Source organism: Rheinheimera aquimaris, from assembly GCF_020531985.1.
Classification (GTDB): Bacteria; Pseudomonadota; Gammaproteobacteria; order Enterobacterales; family Alteromonadaceae; genus Alishewanella; species Alishewanella aquimaris.
In genome coordinates this window covers 369,108-394,243 of record NZ_JAJAVQ010000004.1, presented here as the reverse complement: position 1 = coordinate 394,243, position 25,136 = coordinate 369,108, and the positions used below count along the sequence as shown (strand labels likewise).

Annotated in this window: 24 protein-coding genes and 2 tRNA genes; 10 read left to right on the top strand and 16 right to left on the bottom strand. The window is 49.7% G+C overall.

The annotated features are described in order from the left end of the window. Positions 1 to 29 precede the first annotated feature (29 nt). From rsfS to LHL18_RS14305, 10 genes are all read left to right on the top strand, one after another. Positions 30 to 350 (top strand): ribosome silencing factor, encoded by a 321-nt coding sequence (gene rsfS, locus LHL18_RS14350; RefSeq protein ID WP_134057294.1) that lies wholly within the window; start codon positions 30 to 32, stop codon positions 348 to 350. Positions 351 to 356: 6 nt separating this feature from the next. Beyond that, positions 357 to 827, top strand: coding sequence for a 23S rRNA (pseudouridine(1915)-N(3))-methyltransferase RlmH (gene rlmH, locus LHL18_RS14345; RefSeq protein WP_226767566.1), 471 nt, complete (start codon positions 357 to 359; stop codon positions 825 to 827). 2 nt (positions 828 to 829) lie between these two features. After that, a complete protein-coding gene (gene mrdA, locus LHL18_RS14340) occupies positions 830 to 2,698 on the top strand; it encodes a penicillin-binding protein 2 (RefSeq protein WP_226767565.1) in 1,869 nt (622 codons plus the stop codon). Beyond that, a complete protein-coding gene (gene rodA, locus LHL18_RS14335) occupies positions 2,691 to 3,809 on the top strand; it encodes a rod shape-determining protein RodA (RefSeq protein ID WP_134057298.1) in 1,119 nt (372 codons plus the stop codon). The genes mrdA and rodA overlap by 8 nt, the downstream gene beginning before the upstream one ends. Beyond that, positions 3,809 to 4,627, top strand: coding sequence for a septal ring lytic transglycosylase RlpA family protein (locus LHL18_RS14330; protein ID WP_134057300.1), 819 nt, complete (start codon positions 3,809 to 3,811; stop codon positions 4,625 to 4,627). Before rodA ends, LHL18_RS14330 begins: the two co-directional genes overlap by 1 nt. A gap of 44 nt (positions 4,628 to 4,671) precedes the next feature. Continuing rightward, positions 4,672 to 5,829, top strand: coding sequence for a serine hydrolase (locus LHL18_RS14325; protein ID WP_134057302.1), 1,158 nt, complete (start codon positions 4,672 to 4,674; stop codon positions 5,827 to 5,829). A 112-nt stretch (positions 5,830 to 5,941) separates the two neighbouring features. Further along, complete coding sequence (ybeD, locus tag LHL18_RS14320; RefSeq protein WP_134057305.1) at positions 5,942 to 6,223, top strand: DUF493 family protein YbeD; 282 nt, start codon at positions 5,942 to 5,944, stop codon at positions 6,221 to 6,223. 49 nt (positions 6,224 to 6,272) lie between these two features. Then, positions 6,273 to 6,980 (top strand): lipoyl(octanoyl) transferase LipB, encoded by a 708-nt coding sequence (lipB, locus tag LHL18_RS14315; RefSeq protein ID WP_134057307.1) that lies wholly within the window; start codon positions 6,273 to 6,275, stop codon positions 6,978 to 6,980. Next, the gene (gene lipA / locus LHL18_RS14310; protein ID WP_226767564.1) at positions 6,973 to 7,938 is read left to right on the top strand and encodes a lipoyl synthase; all 966 of its coding nucleotides are present in this window, start codon (positions 6,973 to 6,975) and stop codon (positions 7,936 to 7,938) included. Before lipB ends, lipA begins: the two co-directional genes overlap by 8 nt. Positions 7,939 to 8,020: 82 nt before the next feature. Further along, the gene (locus LHL18_RS14305) at positions 8,021 to 8,377 is read left to right on the top strand and encodes a PilZ domain-containing protein (RefSeq protein WP_226767563.1); all 357 of its coding nucleotides are present in this window, start codon (positions 8,021 to 8,023) and stop codon (positions 8,375 to 8,377) included. A gap of 17 nt (positions 8,378 to 8,394) precedes the next feature. Here LHL18_RS14305 and LHL18_RS14300 read toward each other — a convergent pair whose 3' ends face one another. The 16 genes from LHL18_RS14300 to ftsH form a co-directional block, all read right to left on the bottom strand. After that, positions 8,395 to 9,573 carry a hypothetical protein gene (locus LHL18_RS14300; protein ID WP_226767562.1) on the bottom strand — a complete coding sequence of 393 codons (1,179 nt, stop codon included), beginning with the start codon at positions 9,571 to 9,573 and terminating at the stop codon, positions 8,395 to 8,397. After that, positions 9,554 to 10,459, bottom strand: coding sequence for a lipoprotein NlpI (gene nlpI / locus LHL18_RS14295; protein WP_226767561.1), 906 nt, complete (start codon positions 10,457 to 10,459; stop codon positions 9,554 to 9,556). The genes LHL18_RS14300 and nlpI overlap by 20 nt, the downstream gene beginning before the upstream one ends. Continuing rightward, positions 10,440 to 12,569: a polyribonucleotide nucleotidyltransferase gene (gene pnp, locus LHL18_RS14290; protein ID WP_226767560.1), complete on the bottom strand. Its 2,130-nt coding sequence runs from the start codon at positions 12,567 to 12,569 to the stop codon at positions 10,440 to 10,442. The genes nlpI and pnp overlap by 20 nt, the downstream gene beginning before the upstream one ends. A gap of 177 nt (positions 12,570 to 12,746) precedes the next feature. Then, positions 12,747 to 13,016, bottom strand: coding sequence for a 30S ribosomal protein S15 (gene rpsO / locus LHL18_RS14285; RefSeq protein WP_134057319.1), 270 nt, complete (start codon positions 13,014 to 13,016; stop codon positions 12,747 to 12,749). A 109-nt stretch (positions 13,017 to 13,125) separates the two neighbouring features. Next, entirely contained in the window at positions 13,126 to 14,058 is a 933-nt protein-coding gene (gene truB / locus LHL18_RS14280) for a tRNA pseudouridine(55) synthase TruB (RefSeq protein WP_226767559.1), read from the bottom strand. Beyond that, entirely contained in the window at positions 14,058 to 14,489 is a 432-nt protein-coding gene (rbfA, locus tag LHL18_RS14275) for a 30S ribosome-binding factor RbfA (RefSeq protein ID WP_134057323.1), read from the bottom strand. Before rbfA ends, truB begins: the two co-directional genes overlap by 1 nt. A gap of 68 nt (positions 14,490 to 14,557) precedes the next feature. Then, positions 14,558 to 17,242 carry a translation initiation factor IF-2 gene (infB, locus tag LHL18_RS14270; RefSeq protein WP_134057325.1) on the bottom strand — a complete coding sequence of 895 codons (2,685 nt, stop codon included), beginning with the start codon at positions 17,240 to 17,242 and terminating at the stop codon, positions 14,558 to 14,560. A gap of 25 nt (positions 17,243 to 17,267) precedes the next feature. Further along, positions 17,268 to 18,764 (bottom strand): transcription termination factor NusA, encoded by a 1,497-nt coding sequence (gene nusA / locus LHL18_RS14265; protein ID WP_226767558.1) that lies wholly within the window; start codon positions 18,762 to 18,764, stop codon positions 17,268 to 17,270. Between the two features lie 31 nt (positions 18,765 to 18,795). Beyond that, on the bottom strand, positions 18,796 to 19,251 hold the full coding sequence (gene rimP / locus LHL18_RS14260; RefSeq protein ID WP_134057329.1) for a ribosome maturation factor RimP: 456 nt from the start codon (positions 19,249 to 19,251) through the stop codon (positions 18,796 to 18,798). 276 nt (positions 19,252 to 19,527) lie between these two features. Beyond that, positions 19,528 to 19,604 (bottom strand) — tRNA-Met (locus tag LHL18_RS14255). Positions 19,605 to 19,678: 74 nt separating this feature from the next. Continuing rightward, a tRNA-Leu gene (locus LHL18_RS14250) sits at positions 19,679 to 19,763 on the bottom strand. A gap of 14 nt (positions 19,764 to 19,777) precedes the next feature. Beyond that, the gene (gene secG, locus LHL18_RS14245) at positions 19,778 to 20,107 is read right to left on the bottom strand and encodes a preprotein translocase subunit SecG (RefSeq protein WP_134057331.1); all 330 of its coding nucleotides are present in this window, start codon (positions 20,105 to 20,107) and stop codon (positions 19,778 to 19,780) included. Positions 20,108 to 20,109: 2 nt separating this feature from the next. Next, on the bottom strand, positions 20,110 to 20,862 hold the full coding sequence (gene tpiA, locus LHL18_RS14240; RefSeq protein WP_134057333.1) for a triose-phosphate isomerase: 753 nt from the start codon (positions 20,860 to 20,862) through the stop codon (positions 20,110 to 20,112). 82 nt (positions 20,863 to 20,944) lie between these two features. Further along, a complete protein-coding gene (glmM, locus tag LHL18_RS14235) occupies positions 20,945 to 22,279 on the bottom strand; it encodes a phosphoglucosamine mutase (RefSeq protein ID WP_134057335.1) in 1,335 nt (444 codons plus the stop codon). A 3-nt stretch (positions 22,280 to 22,282) separates the two neighbouring features. After that, on the bottom strand, positions 22,283 to 23,116 hold the full coding sequence (gene folP / locus LHL18_RS14230; RefSeq protein WP_226767557.1) for a dihydropteroate synthase: 834 nt from the start codon (positions 23,114 to 23,116) through the stop codon (positions 22,283 to 22,285). Between the two features lie 88 nt (positions 23,117 to 23,204). Further along, the gene (gene ftsH / locus LHL18_RS14225; protein WP_206109657.1) at positions 23,205 to 25,124 is read right to left on the bottom strand and encodes an ATP-dependent zinc metalloprotease FtsH; all 1,920 of its coding nucleotides are present in this window, start codon (positions 25,122 to 25,124) and stop codon (positions 23,205 to 23,207) included. Positions 25,125 to 25,136 lie beyond the last annotated feature (12 nt).

Sequence of the window (25,136 nt, the reverse complement as noted above, 5' to 3'; positions counted from 1 at the left end):
GCGCCTTTTTAATGCGCAGAGGAATCAGGGTGCAGACAACCGAGCTGGTAAGTTTTATTCAGGACAAAATCGACGATATGAAAGGCCGTGATATCGTGGCTATAGACGTACGTGGAAAATCCAGCGTCACTGAATTTATGATAGTGTGCTCAGGCACATCTAACCGCCACACCAAATCTATCGCCGATTATGTTGCCGCCGAAGTGAAAAAAGCAGGCATCGCAACATTGGGTATAGAGGGCCAGAGCTCAGGCGAGTGGGTATTATTAGATCTGGACGATGTAGTAGTGCACGTAATGCTGGAAGAAAGCCGCAGTTTTTATCAGTTGGAAAAGCTCTGGAGCGCCTAAGCCGGTATGAAGTTAATTCTGATTGCTGTTGGCAGTAAAATGCCTGCCTGGGTACAAAGCGGCTATGAAGAATACGCCCGCCGCTTTCCCAGAGATTTAGCGCTGGACCTGATTGAGATCCCGGCAGGTAAACGCGGCAAAAATGCTGATATAAAACGCATTCTGGAACAAGAAGGCGAAAAAATGCTGGCCGCCGTTCCCCGTGGCAGCAGAATTGTCACATTGGAAGTTACGGGCGACAATTGGAGCAGCCCGCAACTGGCCACGCGTCTGACACAATGGCAACTTGATAGCCGTGATGTCTGCTTACTGGTTGGTGGTCCGGAAGGGCTGGCACCGGCATGTATCGCCGCCAGTGAAGAGAAATGGTCTTTATCTGCCCTGACGTTACCCCACCCTCTGGTTCGCATTGTACTGGCTGAAAGCCTGTACCGCGCCTGGAGTATCTGTACTAATCACCCGTACCATCGCGAGTAAAGATGTTAAAAAAGCGCGTTGCCATTCAGGATTTTGCTGCCGAAGCCCGATTGTTTAACCGCAGGGCCGTGGTAGCAATGCTGATAGTGGTAGTGTTGTTTTGTCTCATCATCTTTAATCAATACCAGCTGCAGGTCGTATCGTATCAGGATTACCAGACCCGTTCCGAAGGTAACCGCATCAAAGTCGTTCCGATGGCGCCTAACCGCGGCCTGATTTATGACCGCAGCGGCATTTTACTGGCTGAGAATAAACCGGTCTTTTCATTAGAATTGGTACCGGAACAAATCAAGGATATGACCGCGACGCTGACCAGCCTGTCAGAACTGATTGAACTTAGCCCTGAACAGACAGAAAGTTTTTTAAAACAGGTGAAGGCCCAGCGTCGTTTTAACAGCATTGCACTGAAAGAACAGTTAAATGACACCGAAGTTGCTATTCTGGCAGCGAATCAGCACCGTTTTCCCGGTGTTACCGTGGAGGCCCGTCTTAGCCGGCATTACCCTTTCGGCGACTTATTTACCCATGCTTTGGGTTATATCGGCAAAATAAATACCCGTGAGCTACAACAGCTGGATGCGGATGGTGAAGCGGCAAACTATGCTGCCAGCCGCGATATTGGCAAAATCGGACTGGAGCGCTTTTATCAACGCGAGCTGCACGGCACCATGGGTTATCAGGAAGTAGAGGTGAATAACCGTGGCCGGCTTATCCGGGTACTGCGCTCTGTGCCTGCGGTATCCGGACAAAATATACATCTGGGCCTGGATGTCGGTTTGCAGCTGACAGCGCAGCAAGTGCTAAAAGCGCAGCGTGGCGCGATAGTGGCAATGGACCCGCGTGATGGGGCGATACTGGCGTTTTACAGTAACCCAAGCTATGACCCTAACTTATTTGTGCACGGTATCAGCTCTGCCAACTACAGCGCGCTGCTGAATTCGCGTGACCGGCCGTTAATTAACCGCGTAACACAGGGCACCTACCCACCGGCCTCGACAATTAAACCGCATCTTGCCCTGCTGGGGCTTGAAACCAACACTATCACGCCGGCAACGAAAATATGGGATCCGGGCTACTTTATGTTGCCGAACAGTGATCACCGTTTTCGCGACCATCTGCGCTGGGGCCACGGCTGGGTTGATGTGTACACCGCTATTATGAAAAGCTGCGATACCTTCTTTTATGAGCTTGGCATTAAGTTGGGGGTCGATCGTATCTCAGATTACATGAGCAAAATGGGCTTCGGTGAAAAAACCGGTATCGATATTCTGGAAGAAAGCAGCGGCATTATGCCATCCCGGGGCTGGAAAAGGGCGCGTCATAACCAGCCCTGGTATCCGGGCGATACAGTGCCACTGAGCATTGGCCAAAGTTACTGGACGACGACACCATTACAGTTAATTGTGGCGACCTCTGTCATTCTAAATCAGGGTAAATTACCTACTCCGCATCTGGTCACCGCCTTTAGCGATGATAAAAACAAAACTGAGCACGCCCCGGCTCTGCAACCCGTGATTGAAGTGGTGAAAGAAAGCAACTGGCAAATTGTGATGGACACGATGCACCGCACCGTTAAGGAGCTTGGTGGCACGGCACACAGAGCTTTTATCGGTGCCAGTTATGACGCTGCAGGCAAAACGGGTACTGCGCAATTAGCGGCTATCGCTCAGGATGCAAAATATGATGCTGAGGCGATTGACGAGCGGCTGCGCGACAATGCAATGTATATTGGTTACGCACCTTATGATAACCCAAGCATTGTTATAGCAGTAGCGCTGGAAAACGCCGGTGGTGGTGGCAGCAATGCCGCGCCGATAGCACGTCAGATGCTGGACTATTACTTCGCAGCCGGGGTGAACAGCGATGAATGAGCAGTTTAATGAAAATGCCAGACGCAGCCGGCTGGCGATGTTTCATATAGATGGCCCGCTGTTGCTTGGGTTACTGGCCCTGATGGGCTTTGGCCTGACCATCCTGTACAGCGCTTCCGGGCAGAATATTGCTATGATGGAAGCGCAGCTGGTGCGCCTTGGTGTGGCACTGGCGGTGATGACGGCCATTGCCCAAGTCAAACCCCAAACATTAAAACGCTGGTCGTTACCACTGTTTCTGGCAGGGCTGGCACTGCTGGTCGCAGTATTACTGGTAGGCCATGTCGGCAAAGGCGCGCAGCGCTGGCTCGATTTAGGCTTTATGAAGTTTCAACCGTCTGAAGTGATGAAACTGGCAGTGCCCATGGCAGTTGCCTGGTTTATCTCATCGCACAGCCTGCCTCCCAGATTATGGCACCTGCTGGTTGGCTTTATGATGTGCGCGATCCCAACGTTACTGATTGCCAAACAACCTGATCTGGGCACATCTATTCTGATTGCCGCCGCCGGGGTGTTTGTCTTGTTTATGTCCGGCATGAGCTGGCGCATTATTGCCTTTGTTGCGGCCGTTATCTCAGCGTTTTTACCAGTGCTTTGGTTATTTCTGATGCATGATTATCAGCGCCAGCGCGTGCTGACTTTCCTTAACCCGGAAAGTGATCCGCTCGGTTCAGGCTACCATATCATTCAGTCAAAAATAGCTATCGGCTCAGGTGGGCTTGAAGGTAAAGGTTATCTGCAGGGCACCCAATCGCAACTCGAGTTTTTACCTGAACGCCATACTGACTTTATCTTTGCCGTTATCAGTGAAGAAATCGGCTTGTTAGGGGTGCTGGTACTGTTAAGCTTGTACCTGTTTATTATTGGCCGTTGTATGTTTATCGCCAGTCAGGCTCAGGATAATTACAGCAAATTGGTGGCGGGCAGTTTCACGCTGACGTTTTTTGTGTATGTTTTTGTCAATATTGGTATGGTTTCAGGATTGCTGCCCGTTGTCGGTGTGCCGCTACCTCTGATAAGTTACGGTGGTACATCGATGGTGACACTGCTGGCAGCTTTTGGTGTAATAATGTCAGTGGGTACACACAAACGAATTTTGGCAGCGCCTTGATGAAGTATATTCTTTTAACCTTATGCAGTGTTTGTCTGCTGGCCTCTTGCAGCAGTAAACGACAGTACTCGGCCAGTAGCTCAGACGAACCGAATGCCGGCCGCTATCATCAGCAAAAGGACAGTATTCCTCAGCGGCTGCCTACATTGCTGGAAATGACAGACCCAACACCGCAGGCTGAACCACTCAGCCGTGGCGGTAACAAACCTTACAATCTGTTTGGGCAAAATTACACCCCCATGATCGGTGCGACACAACATGCAGAGGTAGGCATAGCTTCATGGTATGGCAATAAATTTCATGGCCACCTGACATCTAACGGCGAAACCTATAATATGTTCGGCATGACGGCGGCGCATAAAACCTTGCCCCTGCCTTCGTATGTCAGGGTAACTAACCTGGATAATAAACAAACAGCTATTGTCCGGGTAAATGATCGCGGCCCGTTTCACCGCGATCGCATTATTGACTTGTCATACTCGGCAGCCAGTAAACTTGGCATGTTGCAACAAGGTACAGCCAGAGTTCAGCTCGAGCTGTTACAGTCGCCGGCAATGTTGGCACAACTGCAAGTGACAGAGCCTGAGCAGTGCTTTATTCAGGTATTTGCCAGCAGTGACAACAATAAGTTGCAGCAATTGCAACAGCAGTTGAAGCAGCAACAGGCATTGCCAACAGAAATTCGTCCAGCTAGCGGAATTTTTCGTCTGCTGGTTGGTCCTACAACCGATAAACAACAAGCACAGCGCTGGCTTAGCCAGCTAAAAGCAGGAAGCTTCCCGTCGGCTTATTTTTCCGACAGCCGGTTGTGTAGTTAAACGTTATTAACCTTCACTTTCTATAAAATAAAAGAACAGGTCTCATGAATAGTTATTGCCATGTTTTCTCCGTCGCCGCCCTTACATTCGCCAGCATCAGCCTGACCGCACAAGCTCAGAGTGTCACGCCACAGCCGCCGGAAGTTGCAGCAAAAGGACATATCCTGATTGATTTCGACACCGGCAAAGTGCTGGCAGAGAACAACGCCGATATGTCACTGGCTCCAGCCAGCCTGACCAAGATGATGACCAGCTACGTCATCGGTACCGAACTTAAAAACGGCAATATTGCCAACACGGACATGGTTACCATAAGCAAGAATGCCTGGGCAAAAAACTTTCCGGGCTCGTCACTAATGTTTATTGAAGTCGGTACGCAGGTATCTGTAGCTGATTTAAATAAAGGTATTATTATTCAATCAGGTAATGATGCTTGTGTCGCGATGGCAGAGCATATTGCCGGCAGCGAAAGTGCTTTTGTCGATTTAATGAATGCCCATGCCCAGCGTCTTGGTATGCACAGCAGCCGGTTTGGTAATGCTCACGGCTTACCAAGTGCGGAAAACTTTACTACACCACGGGATATGGCCATTTTATCTGCCGCCATGATCCGTGATGTACCCGACGAGTATGAAATCTACTCGCATAAAGAATTTAGCTATAACAACATCAAGCAATACAACCGTAACTCCCTGCTGTGGGATCGTAGCCTTGATGTTGATGGCATTAAAACCGGCCATACTGATGAAGCTGGCTTTAGTCTGATTACCTCTGCAACGCGCGACGGTATGCGGCTTATCTCTGTTGTCATGGGTACAGCCAGCGAACAGGCACGTGCGGCTGAGAACAAAAAGCTGTTAACTTACGGTTTTCGCTTTTTTGAAACTATTACGCCCTATCAGGCAGGCGAACAGTTTGCTGAACAGCGTATCTGGCAAGGCGATAAAGAAACGATCCGCTTAGGAATATTGCAGGCGGTACAGGTCACTATACCGCGTGGTCAGCGTAAAAACCTGCAGGCTGACTTCACCTTGAATCAGGAGCTTATCGCCCCCATAACCAAGGGCCAGCAACTTGGTACTGTGTACTTAAAACTTAACGATGAAGACATTGGAACTTACCCGTTAGTGGCGCTGGAAGATATCGCCGAAGGTGGTTTTTTCAGCCGTATGATTGACTATATCAAGATGCAGTTTAATTAATCCGGCACCACATTAGCTTTTCGCTACTAAGTCCCGGCATTGTCCGGGACTTTTTGTTACAATTAACCCTGTTTAATCAGGCTAACGCCTGCAGTGCGATAGTGAGAGTAAAATGGCACACGAAGTAAAGAACACCAAGTTTGATGAATATCTGGAGTTTCCTTGCCAGTTCAGTTTTAAAGTACTTGGGCTGGCCGATGATGCGTTGGTTGATCAGGTCATGGCAGTAGTGCGCCAGCACACTGATGCCGGTGATTATAGCCCGGCCGTAAAACCCAGCAGCAAAGGCAACTATCACTCTGTATCAGTCAGTGTTACCGTCACCAGCAAGCAGCATATCGAGCTGCTGTACACTGAGCTTGGCAAAATAGAGCTGGTACGCTACGTACTGTGAGATACGACCTGTCTCCAGACCATTCGTATTCAGCGCATAAGGCAGTATAATGCAAACCGAATCAGTACAAGCCGAAGATACGGTGACCGCAGCAGCCGACGTGACCCGGCAGTTGTTAATAAGAGAGCTGGGCACAGAGGACTACACCACCGTATGGCAAGCCATGCAACAATTTACTGATCAGCGTAATGAGCAAACGTTAGATCAGCTATGGCTGCTTGAACATCAGCCAGTATTTACCCAGGGCCAGGCCGGAAAAGAAGAACATCTGTTGTTACCCGGCGATATTCCCGTCGTCAGAGTAGACCGCGGCGGCCAGGTAACATATCACGGCCCGGGCCAGTTAGTGGTTTACGTACTGCTGAACCTGAAACGTCGCAATCTGGGTGTTCGCGCCCTGGTTACATTGCTTGAGCAAGTACTGATTGAGCTTCTGGCAGCATACGGTATTACAGCGTATGCCAAAGCAGATGCGCCGGGTGTCTATGTCAATGATGCAAAGATTGCATCGCTTGGGCTCAGAGTGCGTAAAGGCTGTACCTTTCACGGCCTGGCACTGAATGTAGATATGGATTTAAGCCCGTTTTTACGCATTAACCCCTGTGGTTATGCCGGCATGCAAATGATCCAATGTAAAGATTTAGGCGGCCCGCAAAGCGTTGCAGAGGCCAAACAACGAATAGTGCAGTGTTTTCAGCGGCAACTGAATGTAGCAACACTGCAGCACACCACAGGGTTAGACTGGCAAAATGACTAAAACTGCACGTATGGAACCAGGCGTAAAGCTGCGTGACGCAGATAAAATGGCACTGATACCGGTAAAAGTATTACCCACTGAGCCGGATCAAATGCTGCGCAAGCCTGAGTGGCTTAAAATTAAGCTACCGAAAAGCTCTGAGCGTATTGACCAGATAAAAGGTGCGTTACGTAAACATGGCCTGCATTCAGTATGTGAAGAAGCCGCCTGCCCCAACCTGACAGAGTGCTTTAACCACGGTACGGCTACCTTTATGATCCTGGGCGCTATTTGTACCCGCCGCTGCCCGTTTTGTGATGTTGCCCATGGCCGGCCATTACCACCCAGCGCTGAAGAGCCGGAAAAGCTGGCGCTGACCATCCGTGATATGAAATTGAAATACGTGGTGATCACCTCAGTAGACCGCGACGACCTGCGCGATGGTGGTGCCCAGCATTTTGCCGACTGTATTACCGAAATCCGTAAGCACAATCCGGCAATTAAGATTGAAGTACTGGTACCAGACTTCCGTGGCCGCATGGACACTGCGCTGGATATCCTGACGCAAACGCCACCAGATGTGTTTAACCATAACCTGGAAACGGCACCGCGTTTGTATAAGCTGGCTCGGCCAGGAGCAGACTACAAGTGGTCATTGCAGCTGTTAAAACGTTATAAAGCTGCCCATCCTAATGTGGCGACAAAATCGGGCCTGATGGTAGGTTTAGGCGAAACCACCGAAGAGCTTATTGAGGTATTAAAGGATTTACGCGAACACGATGTCGATATGCTGACTGTTGGCCAATATCTGCAACCAAGCAAACACCACCTGCCGGTAAAGCGTTACATGCCACCGGCCGAGTTTGACGAGATCAAACGTATTGCTTATGAGCTGGGCTTTAAACACGTCGCCAGCGGGCCTTTCGTGCGCTCCAGCTACCATGCTGACCGTCAGGCTGCGGGTGAAGACATCGGCTGATATCGGGCTTTTGAATAGTTACCAGCGGCTGTTCTTTTAAACGAAAGCCGCTATGCTTCTAACAGCATCATTGGGGGACACGATGGACAACAGACGTTTTAGCCGGGTCAGTTTTAAAGGCTTTGCTCATCTTGATATTGGTAGCCACAGCTTAAGTACCGAAGTGCTGGATTTATCACTGCAAGGCGCCTTGATTAAAAAGCCGGAGCAATGGCCACCTTCTTTACCAAAGCTGATGCAACTGCGTATTCAGCTGAATGATTTACCGGTTGAGCTTACAATGAAAGTGAGCGTTGCGCATGAATCCGGCAATGTCGTTGGCTTGCACTGCGAAAAAATTGATATCGAAAGTGTATCCCACCTGCGCCGCTTGCTGGAGCTGAACCTGGGCGATGCCGAATTACTCAGCAGAGAACTTTCCGAACTCAGTGAGCATTAGGCGCCTTTTAACAGTAGTCAGGGAGCCAGAGCCTGTGCTGCCTCAGCGTAGCCGAGCATTGACGCCTGCTGCATAAACTGTTGCCATTTCTGCCAGTCCTGCCGCTGCCGCGCCAGATAAGCAAAATAATACTGCACCGGCATCAATTCTTCCGGTTGGTGCAGCATATGCTGCATCAGCTGAAAATAGTGATCAGGTAACGGCAATTCATAGAACCGCATAACATTATCTTCTGCAATGACTCTGTACGCCTGCATATTGACGGCCTGGCAGGTATCAACGGCGGTAAGAGCAGGCGTCTTGGTCAGGTTCCAGCGCTGAACGTAAGCCTCAACATCTGTCACCAACACCAGATTAGGATGTATCTTACCAGGGCGGCATACTTCAGCTGCCGTAGGGTGCGCCAACGCATACTCATCAATAAAGCCTAAAATATGCATAAATTCATGCCGCAGTAATGCGATGTCTGCGTTATCTGGCAGCTGCAGGATACCGTTGTTATAACTGGCCTTACCGCGGCCGGCGATCACAACCAACTGACTGAAACTGCCCTCAGCGACCAGCGCATCCAATACCGGATAGTTACACTGCAACAAAGTGCTACTGTCTTCAGAGCATGCCAGCGTAGGGCTATCCACTCTGTGCAATGGCAAAAAGCACACCGGCAACTGCGCCAGTTGCCGGTCTTGCTGCCAGAGCTGTAGCAATTGCTGCCAGGTGTTCACACCTGCTTGCTGCGTTACCACTGGTTGCAATGATAACGCACAGCCTGCTGCTGATGTTAATCCGCTAACAACGGGGGTATTGTCTGGCCACAGCCCCAGTTCTGAGCGCTGTTCAGGCTTTACTGCCCCTGCATCAACCGTACCGGCGTTTATCTGCTGTTGTAGCCAGACAGCGGTAGCCAGCTTGCCCTGTTGACGCTGTTGCAACTGTAAGGCATGCTCCAGTGCAGCGACATTGCCAAGGCTTGCCGCCTGCCGGAACCACTCTAAGGCAGCATCATACTCACCACGGGCAAGTCGCTCAGCAGCAAGTTGCATGGCAATCGCCGGTTCATGCCTGGCCTGTTTCATCAACTCCGATTGGTCAGGGGCTTGGGGCTGGCAAGCGCTAAGCAGCAAAAAAGCAAAAAAGCCGGTAAACCGGCTTTTTAAATAATAGGGCGTGATAAGCTCAAGGCTCTTCATACTCATCAACAGTTTCTGCCTCGCCACGCAATCTGGCCATTTCCAGTCTGGCGTAGCGGTGCTCAACAAATTCAAATACATTCGTTGCCAATACCTGCTTATAGTATTCAAGCGCCTTTTCTGGCTCGCCATGGCTTTCATGCCATTTTGCCAGGTAGAAATACACTTCGCATAACCGCTCTGCAAGCAGTTGCTGACTAGACAGGTCTTTAAGCACGCTATCGAGCAATGCTTTTTCAGTCATCTCACCGGCCAGAAAACGCACTATGTTGGTCGACCATTCAGCCTGATCCAACGCCTGCATATTCTGTTTCAGCTGGTTAACAGCAGCGTCAGCTGACAGTTCGCTTTGCGCCAGATACAACCAAATCATACGGTAAGCATCCGCTGGCTTTAACGCCAGGAAACGCTCAAAATCGGCAACAGCCAGCTCAGTCTTATCTGCATAATACAAAGCAATACCGCGATTTAAATAAGCAAACTCATGCTCTGGTGCCAGTTCTAATGCAGAATCAAAGGCTTCAAAAGCTGAATTAAAATCACCGCTGACCGTATGATGAATACCGACGAAGTTGTAGGCATCGGCCATATCAGGCTTCAACCGCAGTGCGCGCATAAAATCGAGCCGGGCCAGCGTGCGCAAGCCCACACTGTCGTACATCACGCCACGGTCATAGTACAACTGAGCAGACTGCTCTTCTGATAATTCGGCGCGATACAGTATTTCACTTAACCGCGCTATAGCCAGCTCAGTGCGATACGACACCGCCAGCGGCTCTGGCGTCAGCCAGTTAACAGCTGGAGGTTGTGCTGCACAACCTCCAACCAGAGTAGCCAGTAGCGCTAAAGGCGCTATCCGGCGTAACAGCCTATCAGGCGTTTTCTTCAGCATTGGCAGACTCAGTAGCTGGCTTGGCATTCGCTTCTTTGATGCTCAAACGAACACGGCCTTGCTTGTCAACTTCCAGTACCTTAACAGCAACCTTCTGGCCAACAGTTAAGTGCTCAGATACATTGTTTACACGTTCGTCAGAGATTTGAGAAATGTGTACCAGACCATCTTTACCAGGCAATACATTAACAAAAGCTCCGAAGTCTACGATACGTACAACTTCACCCTGATAGATAGCGCCAACTTCAATTTCAGCGGTAATCGCATTGATTTTATCAATAGCAATTTGCGCTGCTTTCGCTGTGGTGGCGGCAATTTTAATGCTACCGTCATCTTCCAGCTCAATTGTTGTGCCTGATTCTTCAGTGATTTGACGGATCACTGCACCACCTTTACCGATAACTTCGCGGATTTTCTCCGGGTTAATCTTCATGGTGTAGATACGCGGTGCGTATTCAGACATCTCTTCGCGGTGACCGCTGATTGCCTGATCCATCACGTTCAGAATATGCAGACGGGCCGCTTTGGCTTGCTTAAGCGCAATCTGCATGATTTCTTTGGTAATACCGTCGATTTTGATATCCATCTGCAGTGCAGTGATACCTTCAGACGTACCAGCAACTTTAAAGTCCATGTCACCTAAGTGGTCTTCATCACCTAAGATGTCTGACAGTACAACGAAATCGTCGCCTTCTTTAACCAGGCCCATAGCGATACCGGCAACAGATGCTTTAATTGGTACACCCGCGTCCATCAGTGCTAAAGATGAACCACACACAGAAGCCATTGAGCTTGAACCGTTAGATTCAGTGATTTCAGATACGATACGTACCGTGTACGGGAACTCGTTGAAATCTGGCATAACTGCCTGCACACCGCGTTTGGCTAAACGGCCATGACCAATTTCACGACGCTTAGGCGAGCCGATCATACCGGTTTCACCTACTGAGTACGGCGGGAAGTTATAGTGCAACATGAAGGTGTCTGTTTTAGCACTTAATAAATCATCTACCGTTTGCGCATCACGTGCTGTACCCAGGGTCGCAGTTACCAGCGCCTGCGTTTCACCACGGGTAAACAGGGCAGAACCGTGAGTACGTGGTAACACACCTGTCATTACGCTTAAACCACGGATCATTTCCGGGTCACGGCCATCGATACGCGGCTCACCTTTGGTGATACGGCCACGTACCACTTTTGATTCCAGGTTGTGGAAAATTTCGCCCACTTCTAACAGATCAAGTTTTTCGTCTTCGGCCAGCTCTGCAGTTAACTTTTCTACTAATGCCGCTTTAATTTCACCGATACGCTCGTAACGTTTAGCTTTCTCAGTGATACGGTACGCATCGCCTAAATCGGCTGTAGCAATGGCTTCGATTTTTTCGATCAGCGTGACGTTTTTAGCAGGTGCCTGCCAGTTCCAGGCTGGCTTAGCAGCGTCAGCGGCAAACTCTTTGATAGCGTTAATGGCTGTCTGCATTTGCTCATGGCCATACACCACTGCACCTAACATCACGTCTTCTGACAGAATACCGGCTTCTGATTCAACCATCAGCACCGCGCCTGCAGTACCGGCTACGACTAAGTCCAGCTTAGAGGTTTTCAGCTCTTCCTCTGATGGGTTCAACACGTACTGGTTATTGATATAACCAACGCGTGCAGCACCGATAGGGCCACTGAATGGAATACCTGAAATGGCTAAAGCTGCAGAAGTACCGATCAGTGCCACGATATCCGGCTGAATTTCTGGCTGTACCGATACAACAGTCGCTACAACCTGTACTTCGTTAGTAAAGCCTTCCGGGAATAATGGACGGATTGGACGGTCAATCAGACGGGCAATCAGTGTTTCGCCTTCTGAAGGACGACCTTCACGCTTGAAGAAACCACCTGGAATACGGCCGGCGGCGTACATTTTTTCCTGATAATTTACCGTTAACGGGAAGAAATCCTGGCCTGGCTTGGCTTCTTTCTTGCCCACTACCGTTACTAATACTGACGTATCACCCAGGCTGGCCAGAACTGCGGCATCTGCCTGACGGGCGATTACGCCGGTTTCAATAGTAAAAGTATGCTGGCCGAACGGGAATGATTTTACGATGGGAGTCACGTGTTTGTTTCCTTTACTTAATCGCCTAATTGCGATGTCATTTTTGTCGTTTAATACGGTGCTAGTATACTCTGTAACCAAAGCACAAAGATAGTTCAGTCAATCGTTAACTTTGGATAAAAAATAGTCTTATGTATAAAAAAAGGGGCTTAAAGCCCCTTTTTAACTGAATGCGAATTAACGGCGTAAGCCTAAACGCTCAATCAGAGTTGCGTAACGGCTCTGGTCTTTACCTTTTAAGTAGTCCAGCAGCTTACGACGCTGACTAACCATACGCAGCAGACCGCGGCGTGAGTGGAAGTCATGCTTGTGCTGAGCAAAGTGACCTTGCAGGTGGTTGATAGAAGCAGTTAACAGAGCAACCTGTACTTCTGGTGAACCTGTGTCGCCTTGCTTAACAGCGAAGTCAGCAACGATTTTTGCTTTATCAGCAGCGCTTAATGACATATTTAACTCCAAATGTGAGTGAACTAAAGTCAGGGAATTGCCGATCACTCATCCAGCAAGCCCAAAAAACCGCGCGATTATAGCACTTCGGGCTTTTTTTACAACTGCTTTAACTGCCCGACAACGCAGCAGTATTCAGTAACCGCCGCGAACTGAGGATGCCATCTTCTACCTGGCCAATACCAAAAAAGCTGTCATCCGGTCCATGTAATTTTACCGCTGCAATATCTGCCATACTAATCTGGCAACTCTGACCATGTTGCAGTCTGTGCTGCTCGGCCTGAGTCAGCTCCAGTTTTACCATATCCCGAATACCTGCATCCATTGGCAACAGTAAATCATCCATAGCACTAAAGTCGCTACTCTGATGGCTCTGCTCTGCTAATGCATTAAGCTGTGCTGGGGTTACCATTTGTTCTGCATGGAATGGCCCCACCTGGATACGGTGCAACTTTGACACATGCGCACCACAGCCAAGCAGTTCACCTAAATCGTCGATCAGTGTGCGAATGTAAGTTCCTTTGGAGCAATGCACGATAAAATCGGCACTGTCACCGTTAAGCACTAACAGTTCAAAGCGGAAGATGCTGATTGGCCGGGCTTCCCGCGGCACTTCTATGCCCTGGCGGGCATAGCGATACAGCGGCTGGCCCTGATATTTCAGGGCAGAGAACATCGTCGGCACCTGCTGAATATCGCCGCGAAATGCCTGCATCGCCCGCTCCAACTCTGCCGCGCTGAAATTCACCGGTTTTTCACTGATGACCTCGCCTTCCGCATCACTGGTTGTCGTACGTATGCCAAATTTCGCAGTCACCTGATAGGTCTTATCGGTATCAAGCAAAAATTGACTAAACTTAGTTGCTTCACCAAAACAGATTGGTAATAGCCCAGACGCCATCGGATCAAGGGCACCGGTGTGCCCGGCTTTTTGCGCCTGATATAACCAGCGTACCCGCTGTAAAATTCCGTTGCTGCTAACTTCCAGCGGCTTGTCTAATAACAGAATACCGTTTAGCGCCCGGGCATTTTTCCGCGCCATCAGTTCGCTTGCTCGTCACTGTCTTGGTTGTCAGCATCTGCCGGTGGCTGACCTGATTCTGCCCGACGTCTGTCATCTTCTGCCCTGGCATTGCTAACCAGATTTGCCATCCGGATGCCTTCATTCAACGACTCGTCAAAGGCAAAACGGATATGCGGCACAATGCGGGTCTGAATACGTTTACCAATCAGGCTGCGAACGAAGCCTGAAGCATCATTCAGAATTTTTAAATTATCCTCAACCTTATCATCAGCCAGACCTAAGAAAGTGACGAAAACCTTAGCATGTGACAGGTCCCGCGATACTTCCACATCTGACACTGTGATCATAGTGTGCAAGCGCGGATCTTTAATTTCGCGCTGCAGGATCACCGCCATTTCTTTCTTCATTTGTTGCGACAGTCTGTCGACCCGCGAAAATTCTTTATTCATAATATTTTCCAATGCCTGTTACAGACAAAACAGGGGCCTAAGGCCCCTGTTTTCTAACTGCGTGTGTATTACAGGGTGCGCTCTACCTGTACCACTTCGAACACTTCAATTTGGTCGCCTTCGCGAACATCATTGTAGTTCTTCACGCCGATACCACACTCGAAACCATTACGGACTTCGCTAACATCATCTTTAAAGCGACGTAATGATTCCAGCTCGCCTTCAAAAATAACCACGTTGTCACGTAACACGCGAATTGGTGCGTTGCGTTTAATCACACCTTCAGTAACCATACAGCCGGCAACTGCACCGAACTTCGGCGAACGGAACACATCCCGCACCTGTGCCAGACCAATGATCTGCTGCTTAAATTCTGGTGCCAGCATACCGGTCATGGCAGCACGCACTTCATCTAACAGCTCGTAAATGATGCCGTAGTAACGTAAATCAAGGCCTTCATCTTCAACCAGTTTACGTGCTGAGCCATCTGCCCGGACGTTGAAACCGATAATAATCGCAGAGGATGCAGCTGCCAGCGTGACGTCGGTTTCAGTAATACCACCGACACCGCTACCGACAATCTTCACTTTCACTTCGTCGGTAGACAATTTCATCAGAGACTCAGTGATCGCCTCAACAGAACCTTGTACGTCGGCTTTTAACACGATATTCAGCTCAGACACGTCACCTTCAGTCATGTTAGCAAACATGTTTTCCAGTTTAGATTTCTGCTGACGTGCCAGCTTAACATCGCGGAATTTGCCCTGACGGTACAATGCAACTTCACGTGCTTTACGCTCGTCTTTAACAACAGTGACTTCATCACCGGCTTGTGGTACACCAGATAAACCTAAGATCTCAACCGGGATAGACGGACCGGCAGTCTTGATTTCTTTACCGTTTTCATCACGCATCGCACGAACACGGCCATATTCAAAACCACAGAGTACGATTTCGCCTTGTTTCAGCGTACCTTCCTGTACCAGGATAGATGCTACCGGACCACGGCCTTTGTCCAGACGGGACTCAATAACCACACCGCGTGCCAAACCATCTTTAACCGCTTTTAATTCCAGCAGCTCAGATTGGTTCAAAATCGCTTCAAGTAAGTCATCAATACCCATACCCGACTTCGCAGATACCGGCACGAATTGTACATCGCCACCCCACTCTTCAGAGATAACGTCATACTGCGACAGCTCGTTACGTACGCGCTCTGGGTCGGCCTCAGGCTTATCCATCTTGTTAACCGCGACGACTAACGGCACGCCGGCAGCTTTCGCATGCTGAATAGCTTCTTTGGTTTGCGGCATTACACCATCGTCAGCTGCAACAACCAGAATAACGATATCGGTAGCCTTGGCACCACGTGCCCGCATTGACGTAAACGCCGCGTGACCTGGTGTATCAAGGAACGTCACCATGCCACGTTCAGTTTCAACGTGATAAGCACCGATATGCTGAGTAATACCACCCGCTTCGCCTGCAGCCACTTTCGCTTTACGGATATAGTCCAGTAAGGACGTTTTACCGTGGTCAACGTGGCCCATCACCGTAACAACCGGTGCGCGAGGCTCCAGCTCACCCTGACCTTCGCGATCAGACATTACGGCTTCTTCCAGTTCATTTTCTTTGGTCAGCGTAAACTTGTGGCCCATCTCTTCACAGACAATCGCCGCCGTTTCCTGATCGATGACCTGGTTGATAGTCGCCATGGCGCCCATCTTCATCATCACTTTAATGACTTCTGATGCCTTAACAGCCATTTTAGCGGCCAGCTCAGCAACAGTGATGGTTTCACCAATTTTCACTTCACGCTCAACCGGCTGCGCAGGTTTATTAAAGCCATGTTGCATACTGGTTGGTGTTTTTTTCTTCTTCACATGACGGTTAGCGCGGTTAAACGCCTCTTTGTCATTGGCATCATCTTTTTTCTTGCCTTTGACCACAGGCGCTTTCTTACCTGCACCACGACGGCCGGCACGCTCTTCTTTAGCGTCGACTTCGTCTTCGGCTTGCTTAGCAAACTCATTACTGGTCAGGTGGTAATCATCAGTATCGGCTGGCTTCGCTTTTTCTTCCTGCGCCCAACGCTCGCTGTTTTCTTCTGCCAGTTTACGGGCAGCTTCAGCTTGTTTAGCCGCTTCTTGCTCCAGCTTACGCAGAGCTTCAGCTTCTTGCTGCTGACGAATACGTTCTGCTTCTTTGCGTGCTTCTTCTTTCGCAGCACGACGCGCCGCTTCTTCAGGGTCGTCTTTTAGCAACTGCGCTTGTTTAGCCTCATCACGACGTTTGGTTTCTGCGGCTTTGCGTTCAGCTTCTTCTTTTGCCTTGGCTGCAGCAACTTCTCTCGCCTTACGTTCAGCTTCCTGACGCGCCTGCTCTGCTTCTGCTTTCGCTTTTTCTTCCGCCAGGCGGGCTTCTTCCTGCGCTTTCAGTGTCGCTTCATCGACCATAGGTTTTTTCACGTAGGTTTTTTGCTTACGCACTTCTACCTGGATCTCACGGTTACGCCCCGCGCCACCGGACACACTCAGTGTTGTTTTCTCTTTACGTTTTAATGTCAAACGTGAAGGTTCAGCGGTATGACCGCCATGCTGGGCACTTAAGTGATCCAGCAAAGACTTTTTCTCTTCTTCGCTGACCATTTGTCCGGCCGTTTTACTGATACCGGCATCAGCGAATTGCTGCACTAACCGTTCAACAGTAGTACCGACATCACTGGCTAGCTTTTCTATAGTGACTTCTGCCATTTGTGTTGTTACCTCCGTTGACTACTTAATTTTCTTCGCTAAACCAAACGATGTTACGGGCTGCCATAATCAGGTCGGCGGCTTGTTGTTCCGACATGGTGGCAATTTCCAGTAAATCATCGACACCCAGCTCAGCCAGGTCGTCTAACGTGGTTACCCCTTTACTGGCCAGAACATAGGCCATATGGGTATCTAATCCTTCCAGCGCCAACAGCGCTTCGCTTGGCTGTGCGCCTTCAAGTGACTCTTCACTTGCCAGTGCGCGGGTGGTTAATACCGCTTTCGCACGGCCACGCAGCTCTTCAACTGTCTCCTCGTCCAGGCCATCGATGCTTAGCAGCTCGCTAACCGGCACATAAGCAATCTCTTCCAGTGTTGAGAACCCTTCATCAACCAGCACATCGGCAAAATCTTCATCAATTTCCAGTGCATCCATAAAGACCTGACGCACTTTTGCTGACTCTTCCTGATGTTTCTGTTTCATTGCCGAAACTGACATTACGTTCAGCTCCCAACCAGTAAGCTGGCTGGCTAAGCGAACATTCTGGCCATTACGACCAATCGCCATTGCCAGGTTCGCGTCCTCTACCGCAATATCCATTGAGTGTGCATCTTCATCAACGATGATCGATGCCACTTCTGCCGGTGCCATAGCGTTAATAACGAACTGGGCGTCATTATCATCGTACAGCACGATATCAACACGCTCACCGGCCAACTCATTTGATACTGCCTGTACCCGTGAACCACGCATACCTACGCAGGCACCAACAGGGTCGATACGACGGTCATTGCTTTTCACGGCAATTTTGGCACGGGCACCAGGGTCACGTGCGGCACCGCGCAGTTCAATCATCTCTTCGCCAATTTCAGGTACTTCAATGCGGAACAATTCCAGCAACATTTCCGGCCGTGACCGGCTTAAAAACAGCTGTGCGCCGCGGGCTTCTGGTTTTACTTCAAACAACAAAGCGCGAATACGATCGCCCGGACGGTAAGTTTCCCGTGGTAACATCTCGTCACGACCTAACATCGCTTCAGCGTTGTTACCTAAGTCGACAATGATACTGTCACGGTTAACTTTCTTCACTACGCCGGTAACCAGCTCACCAACCTGATCAATATAAGCTTCAACGACCTGTGAACGCTCGGCTTCACGTACTTTCTGCACGATAACCTGCTTCGCCATCTGTGTTGTAATACGATCAAACTCGATTGAATCAATTTGCTCTTCGTAATAGTCGCCTACCTGAACTGACGGGTCATCGTACTGAGCTGCAGACAGCGTCATTTCACGGAACGGGTGTTCCTGTACCTGATCATCCGGGATAACCTGCCAGCGACGGAAGGTTTCGTAAGCACCGGTTTTACGATCGATGCTGACGCGCACTTCAATATCGCCTTCGTTTTTCTTTTTTGTCGCTGCTGCCAATGCAAACTCAAGCGCCTGGAAAATCTTTTCCCTTGGCACAGACTTTTCGTTAGAAACTGCATCAACAACTAATAATATTTCTTTTGCCATTGTTTGTTGCCTCGCTTTGCCCCGGTACCGATTAAAAAACCGGCACCACGTTTGCTTTATCTACGTTGTCCATCAGCAAACGATAGGGTTTGCCATCTACTTCCACTATCAACATATCGTCTTCAATAGCTGTTAGTACGCCTTTAAACTTACGCCGGCCATCCTGTGGAATAGCCAGTTTTACTTCAATCTTTTGCCCTACTACGGCTGCAAAATGCGCTGCAGTAAACAGAGGCCTGTCCAGCCCCGGTGAGGAGACTTCCAGCAAATACTCATTTGTTATTGGGTCTTCTACATCTAAAATGGCGCTAACTTCACGGCTAACCAATGCACAGTCATCAACATTGACACCGTCAGCGTGATCTATGTACAGCCGTAAAGTTGAATGACGGCCAGCCTGAACCAGTTCCAGGCCCAACAGCTCAAAGCCGGTAGCCTCTACCGTTGGCAGCAGCAGTTCTGTCAGCGTTTGTTCTTGCTTAGTCAATGCGACCTCCGGAAAACTTACTCTGCTGCAGCACTTGGCGGCAGCAACAGCAAATAAAAAAAGGGCCTTTAGCCCATTACTGCGTAAAACTGAGTCTGCAGATACGAAAACGCCCCGAACTAGCGGGGCGAATGGGCATCTAATCAACCTGCATATCGCCAATGCAAGCTGAAAATCTAAATCACTTCCGCAGAAGCTGGCTGTTAAGTCACTCTGAATTTACAGGGCAACCTGGCAACCGACAGTAGCCTAACAAAAATTGTTGTACTGTGAATTTGGTTGCGGGAGCCGGATTTGAACCGACGACCTTCGGGTTATGAGCCCGACGAGCTACCAGGCTGCTCCATCCCGCGTCCGTAATTGGCGCTTATTATATAGCGCTGACTGGCTTATCGCAAGCATTGCCCAAGCAAACTGTTGATAAATTTGGTGCCGAGAGCGGGACTTGAACCCGCACGTCCGAAGACACTACCCCCTCAAGATAGCGTGTCTACCAATTTCACCATCTCGGCTGAATATAACTGGATTAATTACCTACAGGGATATCGCTGGCGTCATCTTTTTTCTGTTCAACCTGTTCAGTAGCAGGCACTTCCAGATTCTGCCACTCATCAACTTTCTTACTCTGACCGGCACTGTAGTTACCCAACACTATGCTCAATACAAAGAAAATGGTAGCCAGAATAGTGGTTGTCTTGGTCAGGAAGTTACCTGTACCAGATGAACCAAATACCGTCGCTGATGCACCGGCGCCAAAAGCTGCGCCCATGTCGGCGCCTTTACCGTGCTGAATTAACACCAGACCAATCAGTGCCATGGCGACTAACAGATAAACTACAATCAAAATTTCGTACATGCTTATTCCTTTGCACCTTTTGTAACTGCAAGGCAAATTTGCGCAAATTCTGCAGGTTTCAGGCTTGCGCCACCTACAAGAGCACCATCAATGTCAGCCTGGTCGAATAATGCAGCACAATTGTCTGCATTAACACTGCCGCCATACAATAATTTTACCCGTATTGCAGATTGCGTATCGTATTGTTTCAGATGTTGCCTGATAAACGCATGCGTCGTCTGTGCCTGTTGCGGTGTCGCCGACTCACCTGTACCAATAGCCCAAATGGGCTCGTACGCAATCACTGATTTCGCCAGTAATTCGGGCTGCGAAGCATACACCGCATCAAGTTGCCGCGCAAGAACCTGCTGCGTTTTTTCTTGTTGCCGCTGCTCCAGTGTTTCACCGATACACAGCACCGGCGTCAGACCTGCATTTACTGCCGCGGCAAGCTTGGCAGCAATCAACGCGTCACTTTCAAAATTAAGCGTACGCCGTTCTGAGTGGCCGATGATAACAAAGCGAGCCCCTGCTTCAAGCAGCAAATCTGTACTGAGCTCGCCCGTGAAAGCACCTGCTTTCTCATGGCTAACGTTTTGCGCGCCCAGCGCAAAATTACGCTCAGCGCTAAAACGGTTAATCAGCGTCGCTGGCGGGCATATCAGCACTTCAGTATCTGACAGTTCCAGACCAGTCAGTTCCCGGGTTATTTCCTCGACCAGTGCAGCAGAACCATTCATTTTCCAGTTCGCAGCTATCAGGGGAGTACGTTGCATGCAGTTCTATCCCGTTATAAGACCGGCGCGATATTAACTAACCGCGCCAGCGCAAACAAGTAAAAGTGGCGTATTTCGACAATCAACTGGCTATTTTTACCGCAGCAGCGATCCGTTCGGCATACTGACGCACTGTCGCTTCATGCTCTCCTTCAACCATAACGCGGATTAACGGTTCAGTACCGCTCTTGCGGATAAGCACCCTGCCGCCGCCATTAAGTTCAGCCTCGACCTCTGCGATAACCTGCTTCACATGCTGCTTTTCAAGCGGAGCTGTACCTTTTTCAAATTTAACATTCACCAGGACCTGCGGCAGTTTATGCATGCCGTGGCTGAACTCAGCCAAAGTCATTTTGGCCTCTATCATCGCCGTCAGTACCTGCAAAGACGCAATAATGCCATCGCCGGTGCAAGTATGATCCAGATTCAGTACATGGCCGGAGTTTTCGCCACCGATGCGCCAGTTTTTTTCCCGCAGCAGCTCCATTACGTAACGGTCACCGACCGCACTGCGGGCAAAGGGAATATCCAGCTGTTTTAAAGCCAGTTCAAGCCCAAGATTACTCATCAGGGTACCAACTACGCCGCCTTGCAACTTGTTCTGTGCTTTGGCTGCACGGGCAATAATGTAAACAATCTCATCGCCATCGATGACCCGGCCATTATGGTCAACCATCATCACGCGGTCACCGTCACCGTCGTATGCAATACCGAGATCTGCTTGCTGTTCCAGCACTGTCTTTTGTAACAGCTCGGTATGCGTAGCACCACAGTTGGCATTGATGTTAATACCGTCCGGGCTTGCCCCTATTACCACAACATCTGCACCTAACTCTTTGAATACAGAAGGAGCAATATGATAAGTCGCACCGTGAGCGCAATCGATAACAATCTTCATGCCACTTAGCGATAGATGGTTTGGTAGATGGCTTTTACAAAACTCGATATAACGACCCGCCGCATCATCGATACGTTGTGCTTTACCGAGCTTTTCCGAACTCTCACATACCATCGGCTGTTCCAGCTCATGCTCTATAGCCAGCTCTACCTCATCTGGCAGCTTAGTGCCATCAGCCGAGAAAAACTTGATACCGTTGTCGTAATAAGGGTTATGCGACGCACTGATCACGATGCCCGCCTCAGCTCTAAATGTGCGGGTCAGATAGGCAACAGCAGGCGTCGGCATCGGCCCTAACAGGCGCACATTGATGCCTGCAGCAATCAGCCCTGCTTCCAGTGCGGTTTCCAGCAAGTAGCCAGAAATGCGGGTGTCTTTACCAATCAGTACTTTACGGGTGCCACGCTGTGACAATACCCTACCGGCAGCCCAGCCCAGTTTCATTGCAAACTCAGGCGTAATCGGAAACTCGCCGACCTTTCCCCGGACACCATCAGTACCAAAATATTTTCTGCTCATCCTTTATGCTCCATACTGCATTGCAGTCACAACCCTGACCGCCTGCACACTTTCTTTAACATCGTGCACACGAATAATCTGTGCACCTTTTAATGCTGCAATAGTAGCGCAGGCTATACTGCCTGCCAAACGTTCATTCACCGGCGCATTAAGTAATTGACCTATCATCGACTTGCGCGACATTCCCGCCAGCACCGGATAGCCAAGTTCAAGCAATTGCTCCAGTTTGTCTAATAACGTGAAGTTATGCTGCAGACTTTTACCAAATCCAAACCCAGGGTCGAGAATAATGTTGTCTTTGCTGACACCTGCCAGCTCGCATTGTCTGGCTCGTTGCGACAGAAACTGCAGCACCTCTGCGCTAACGTTAGAATATGTAGGTGCATGCTGCATACTGCGTGGTGCGCCTTGCATGTGCATCAGACAAACCGGCACCTGAGCTGTCACGGCAACCTGCAATGCGCCGGGTTCAAGCAAAGAACGCACGTCATTGATAATATCCGCACCAGCCTGAATGGCCGCTGACATCACCGCCGCTTTGCTGGTATCAACAGAGATAGCACAATCAAAACGTTGGCGTATTGCGGTAATAACCGGCACAACTCTATCCAGTTCTTGCTGTTCAGAAACATCTGCCGCCCCCGGCCGGGTCGACTCACCGCCGATATCCAGGATGCCGGCGCCATCTGCCAGCAAGCGCTCGGCCTGGCGCAATGAATCGGTAAGATGCTGATGCTTACCACCATCCGAGAAAGAGTCTGGAGTCACGTTTAGAATGCCCATGACGACTGGCCGACGCAGATCCAGTTTGCGCTGACGGGGTAAATTTAGTTGCATAGCGGGCTCCCGCGAATATTGATTCACAGCTAAAAATAAACCCCGGTAAAACCGGGGCTTGTATTTACGATGTGTGACTAAACCGGTATTAGTGTAGATTGCCTTCTGACGGTTTAGCCGGGCCTGCAGATTCTTCCTGACGTGTTTTGGCGTCAGGCTTATCATCTGAGCCGGGTTTATCTCTGGGTTCCCAGTTTTCTGGCTGGCGTACATCACGGCGTGCCATCAAATCATCTATTTGTTTCGCATCAATGGTTTCATACTTCATCAGCGCGTCTTTCATCGCGTGCAGTATGTCCATGTTCTCCTCGATGATGGTCTTGGCTCTGTCATAGTTACGGTCGATAAAATCACGGATTTCTGCATCAATGGCTTTAACGGTATCTTCCGACATATGCTTGTTTTTGCTGACCGAGCGGCCCAGGAAAACCTCGCCCTCTTCATCTGCATATAACAGCGGACCAAGTTTTTCTGAGAAACCCCATTGCGTCACCATTTTGCGGGCTAAATCTGTTGCACGCTCAATGTCATTAGACGCACCGGTGGTCACCTGTTCAAAACCGTAGATTACCTCTTCGGCGATACGGCCACCAAACAATGAGCTGATCATGCTTTCCAGGTGGCGCTTGCTGTGCGATACCCGGTCGCGCTCCGGTAAATACATGGTCACGCCCAGCGCACGACCGCGCGGAATAATACTGACTTTATACACCGGATCATGTTCAGGCACCATGCGGCCAACAATAGCGTGTCCAGCTTCGTGATACGCTGTCATTTCTTTTTCTTTCTCTGTCATCACCATAGAGCGGCGTTCAGCACCCATCATGATCTTATCTTTGGCTTTTTCAAACTCATCCATTGATACCACACGACGGTTACCTCGCGCGGCAAACAGAGCGGCTTCATTAACCAGGTTGGCCAAATCAGCACCCGAGAAACCCGGTGTACCACGCGCGATCACTGATGGCTCTACACCTTCCGCCAGCGGTACTTTGCGCATATGTACTTTCAGAATTTGCTCACGGCCTTTGACATCCGGTAACCCAACCACCACCTGACGGTCGAAACGGCCCGGGCGTAATAACGCGGGGTCCAGTACATCCGGGCGGTTAGTTGCGGCAATCACAATAATGCCTTCGTTGCCGTCAAATCCATCCATCTCCACCAGCATTTGGTTTAGTGTTTGTTCACGCTCATCGTGACCACCGCCTAAACCCGCACCGCGCTGACGGCCTACGGCATCAATTTCGTCGATAAAAATAATGCAAGGTGCCGCTTTTTTCGCTTGATCAAACATGTCACGCACACGTGATGCGCCGACACCAACAAACATTTCAACGAAATCAGAGCCTGAAATAGTGAAGAACGGCACTTTAGCTTCACCGGCGATCGCTTTTGCCAGCAAAGTTTTACCTGTGCCCGGTGGGCCAACCATCAAAATACCTTTCGGGATCTTACCGCCCAGCTTCTGGAAGCGTGAAGGATCGCGCAGATAATCTACCAGCTCTGACACTTCTTCTTTAGCTTCGTCACAACCGGCCACATCGGCAAAAGTAGTTTTAATCTGGTCTTCGCCCATTAAACGCGCTTTGCTTTTACCAAACGACATCGCACCTTTGCCACCGCCGCCTTGCATCTGACGCATGAAAAAGATCCAGACGCCGATAAGTAACAGCATTGGGAACCAGGAAATAAAAATGGTTGCCAGCCAGCTGCTCTCTTCAGGCTTAGTGCCATAAGAGCTCACTTCATTTTTTATCAGATCATCCAGCAGTTTCTCGTCATAACCTGTTGGGATCACGGTTTCAAAGCGCTCACCACTGCGTTTAACGCCGGTGATCACTCCGGAGCGTTCCACCTTAACTTCGCGGATCTGCCCCTGATTTACCTCTTTGATAAACTGAGTATAACTGGTTTGACGCTCAGCACTGTCACCAGGACCAAAGCTGTTGAACACCGACATCAGTACGACGGCGATCACTAACCAGACAATCAGATTCTTTGCCATGTCACTCAAGGT

Excerpts from the sequence above, each read along its gene's own strand:
- nlpI (WP_226767561.1), bottom strand. The coding sequence starts at position 10,459 with ATGCTGAAGAAAACGCCTGATAGGCTGTTACGCCGGATAGCGCCTTTA.
- lipA (WP_226767564.1), top strand. The coding sequence starts at position 6,973 with ATGACTAAAACTGCACGTATGGAACCAGGCGTAAAGCTGCGTGACGCA.
- ftsH (WP_206109657.1), bottom strand. The coding sequence starts at position 25,124 with ATGGCAAAGAATCTGATTGTCTGGTTAGTGATCGCCGTCGTACTGATG.
- folP (WP_226767557.1), bottom strand. The coding sequence starts at position 23,116 with ATGCAACTAAATTTACCCCGTCAGCGCAAACTGGATCTGCGTCGGCCA.
- rpsO (WP_134057319.1), bottom strand. The coding sequence starts at position 13,016 with ATGTCATTAAGCGCTGCTGATAAAGCAAAAATCGTTGCTGACTTCGCT.
- rlmH (WP_226767566.1), top strand. The coding sequence starts at position 357 with ATGAAGTTAATTCTGATTGCTGTTGGCAGTAAAATGCCTGCCTGGGTA.
- LHL18_RS14325 (WP_134057302.1), top strand. The coding sequence starts at position 4,672 with ATGAATAGTTATTGCCATGTTTTCTCCGTCGCCGCCCTTACATTCGCC.
- mrdA (WP_226767565.1), top strand. The coding sequence starts at position 830 with ATGTTAAAAAAGCGCGTTGCCATTCAGGATTTTGCTGCCGAAGCCCGA.
- lipB (WP_134057307.1), top strand. The coding sequence starts at position 6,273 with ATGCAAACCGAATCAGTACAAGCCGAAGATACGGTGACCGCAGCAGCC.
- truB (WP_226767559.1), bottom strand. The coding sequence starts at position 14,058 with ATGGCGCGGAAAAATGCCCGGGCGCTAAACGGTATTCTGTTATTAGAC.
- rbfA (WP_134057323.1), bottom strand. The coding sequence starts at position 14,489 with ATGAATAAAGAATTTTCGCGGGTCGACAGACTGTCGCAACAAATGAAG.
- ybeD (WP_134057305.1), top strand. The coding sequence starts at position 5,942 with ATGGCACACGAAGTAAAGAACACCAAGTTTGATGAATATCTGGAGTTT.
- secG (WP_134057331.1), bottom strand. The coding sequence starts at position 20,107 with ATGTACGAAATTTTGATTGTAGTTTATCTGTTAGTCGCCATGGCACTG.
- LHL18_RS14305 (WP_226767563.1), top strand. The coding sequence starts at position 8,021 with ATGGACAACAGACGTTTTAGCCGGGTCAGTTTTAAAGGCTTTGCTCAT.
- LHL18_RS14330 (WP_134057300.1), top strand. The coding sequence starts at position 3,809 with ATGAAGTATATTCTTTTAACCTTATGCAGTGTTTGTCTGCTGGCCTCT.
- nusA (WP_226767558.1), bottom strand. The coding sequence starts at position 18,764 with ATGGCAAAAGAAATATTATTAGTTGTTGATGCAGTTTCTAACGAAAAG.
- LHL18_RS14300 (WP_226767562.1), bottom strand. The coding sequence starts at position 9,573 with ATGAGTATGAAGAGCCTTGAGCTTATCACGCCCTATTATTTAAAAAGC.
- rodA (WP_134057298.1), top strand. The coding sequence starts at position 2,691 with ATGAATGAGCAGTTTAATGAAAATGCCAGACGCAGCCGGCTGGCGATG.
- glmM (WP_134057335.1), bottom strand. The coding sequence starts at position 22,279 with ATGAGCAGAAAATATTTTGGTACTGATGGTGTCCGGGGAAAGGTCGGC.
- tpiA (WP_134057333.1), bottom strand. The coding sequence starts at position 20,862 with ATGCAACGTACTCCCCTGATAGCTGCGAACTGGAAAATGAATGGTTCT.
- infB (WP_134057325.1), bottom strand. The coding sequence starts at position 17,242 with ATGGCAGAAGTCACTATAGAAAAGCTAGCCAGTGATGTCGGTACTACT.